Here is a 2,498-nt window from a genome sequence, read left to right as displayed (position 1 = left end):
CATTTTTCAATAACTTACAGACAAGAATTCAAACACAAAGATCAGTAACCACAACAAGTGTCAACCGGGAAATTCATATAAATTCTCTGTGAAAAAGATTCTTAGGGCTTGCTTAGCTTGAAACTTTCGTTCTCCTAGGAGAGATAATTTCCCCAGTATCGACAGGCAATAAAAAAAACCCGGTGTATTTGCATACACTAGGCTCTTCAGTCTCTAAAGTTTTAGTTTGGGGTTGAGCGATAGTGCTCCGGTACCTTTACTTTCTTACCCGACTTGGTTTTTCGAGTATGTGCAGGTACATGCACTTTTTTCTTCCCAGAATTGGTCTTCGCCATCGGCCTAGATCCTTTTCATCTAAGAAGCAACTTGATACCGACAGAAGCTAGAGACATAATCCATGTTCCAAGATGAATCGTCGGCTAACTCTGTTAGCCTTCCTGAGGACTGCTTCCGATGTCCTAGGAAGATTCTAATGCCCCTGCAAGTTGCTGCTTGCAGGGGCATTTTTATTTCACTCTTCCGGAATTTCGATCTCGATATGGGTCTTGGGGATGCAGCAGCAGGTAAGGATCTCATCCCCCTGCAAGTCAAACAGCGCATCCTGCACCTGCGTCACCTCGCCATCCAGCAAACGCACTTTGCAGCAGCCGCAGTATCCACCACGACAACTGTAGGGTGCATCAATCTCCTGCGCTTCCAACGAGTCCAGCAACGAAAACTCATACTGGTAATAGAAGGTGTGATGATTGTTTACCTTAATTCGAGGGATACCGGACATGGCGGAATCCTCCTTTTCCTCAGAGATCGAATCCGTCAAAATCATTGTCATCCACTTCGTTGTCGATCTGCCCAACCAGGTAGGAACTGATCTCGGACTCCTGCGGTGCCACCTGTACGTTGTCGCTCACTAACCACGCGTTCATCCATGGCAGAGGGTTCTGTCGCTCAGAGAAGAGAGGCGTCAAGTTCAGCGCCTTCATGCGGACGTTGGTAATGTATTCAACGTAGTCGCCCAGGATCTGTGCGTTCAGACCGATCATGGAACCGTCTTTGAACAGGTACTTAGCCCACTCACGCTCCTGGTCAGCCGCTTCACGGAAGATCTCGTACACCTGATCTTCACATTCCGCTGCGATCTCTTTCATCTCCGGATCGTCAGCACCGGATGCCATGATGTTGATCATCTGCTGAGTTCCCGCGAGGTGCAGGGCCTCATCACGGGCGATCAGTTTAATGATTTTGGCATTACCTTCCATGATCGCACGCTCTGCAAACGCAAAGGAGCATGCAAAGCTTACGTAGAAGCGGATCGCTTCCAGCACGTTTACGGTCACCAGCGTCAGGTACAGTTTGCGCTTCAGATTACGCATGCTGACATCGTAGATCTTGCCATCGATGGTATGTATGCCTTCACCGACGGTGTTGTATACATTCACCAGCTCAATCAACTCGTCGTACAGACGGGTTACAGAATCCGCACGCTTGATGATCTCTTCGTTGGTAACGATGGTATCGAATACCTCAGAAGGCTCCGTGATGATGTTGCGGATAATGTGGGTGTAGGAACGACTGTGGATCGTTTCACTGAACGCCCAGGTCTCAAACCAGGTTTCCAGTTCAGGCAGGGAAACGATCGGCAGGAACGCAATGTTCGGCGAACGGCCCTGAACGGAATCCAGCAGCGTCTGGTATTTCAGGTTACTCAGGAAGATATGCTTTTCATGCTCTGGCATCTGCATGAAGTCTTTACGGTCGGTGCTGAGATCCACCTCCTCCGGACGCCAGAAGAAGGAAAGCTGCTTTTCGATCAGCTTCTCAAAGAATGGGTATTTCTGTCTGTCATAACGGGCAACATTGACACTGCGGCCAAAGAACATTGGCTCTCGGGTTGCATCGTGGGCGCTATGGCTAAACGTAGAGTACGACATCGTTGTCCTGAATTACCTGAAAGATACTATAAGTCTGGTACGGTAATGCATGGCTTACAGATTGTAAGCCATGCGGGGAATGTAACTGCTAACAGCAAAGCAGTATTAAAGCTTACAAGCACCGCCTTCGCAGCCGCCGTCATCGTGCTGATCGGTCGCGCCGTCACGGGTGTTGTGGTAGTACAGGGTCTTAACACCGTTTTTGTATGCGGTCAGCAGATCCTGCAGCAGCTGTTTCATCGGCACCTTGTCACCCGGGAAACGGGATGGATCGTAGTTGGTGTTCGCCGAGATAGACTGGTCCACAAACTTCTGCATGATACCCACCAGCTGCAGGTAACCGTTGTTGTTCGGGATGTCCCACAGCAGCTCGTACTGGTTCTTCAGCTCGGTGTAGTCCGGCACAACCTGTTTCATAATGCCATCCTTGCTTGCCTTTACCGATACAAAACCACGTGGTGGCTCGATGCCATTGGTGGAGTTGGTGATCTGAGACGAGGTCTCACACGGCATCAACGCAGTCAGAGTACTGTTGCGCAGGCCGAACTCACGGATATCTTCGCGCAGGGT

General features: G+C 49.8%; 2 protein-coding genes and 1 pseudogene. All 3 read right to left on the bottom strand.

Translation table 11 applies throughout. From position 1 onward, the window contains the following. Positions 1–511: 511 nt before the first annotated feature. Positions 512–778, bottom strand: a complete 267-nt coding sequence (gene yfaE / locus ABYW01_RS19250; protein ID WP_372835951.1) for a class I ribonucleotide reductase maintenance protein YfaE — start codon at positions 776–778, stop codon at positions 512–514. Between the two features lie 19 nt (positions 779–797). Next, complete coding sequence (gene nrdB, locus ABYW01_RS19245) at positions 798–1,928, bottom strand: class Ia ribonucleoside-diphosphate reductase subunit beta (protein ID WP_372835949.1); 1,131 nt, start codon at positions 1,926–1,928, stop codon at positions 798–800. 105 nt (positions 1,929–2,033) lie between these two features. Next, a pseudogene (locus tag ABYW01_RS19240) lies at positions 2,034–2,498 on the bottom strand (ribonucleotide-diphosphate reductase subunit alpha); the annotation flags it as partial.

Source organism: Pontibacterium sp. (assembly GCF_041587635.1).
GTDB lineage: Bacteria > Pseudomonadota > Gammaproteobacteria > Pseudomonadales > Balneatricaceae > Pontibacterium.
Note: the sequence above shows the minus strand (reverse complement) of the source record. Positions and strands in the feature narration are given on the sequence as shown.

What these genes read in the sequence shown, in the direction of transcription:
- yfaE (WP_372835951.1), bottom strand. Translation starts at nt 778, where the DNA reads ATGTCCGGTATCCCTCGAATTAAGGTAAACAATCATCACACCTTCTAT.
- nrdB (WP_372835949.1), bottom strand. Translation starts at nt 1,928, where the DNA reads ATGTCGTACTCTACGTTTAGCCATAGCGCCCACGATGCAACCCGAGAG.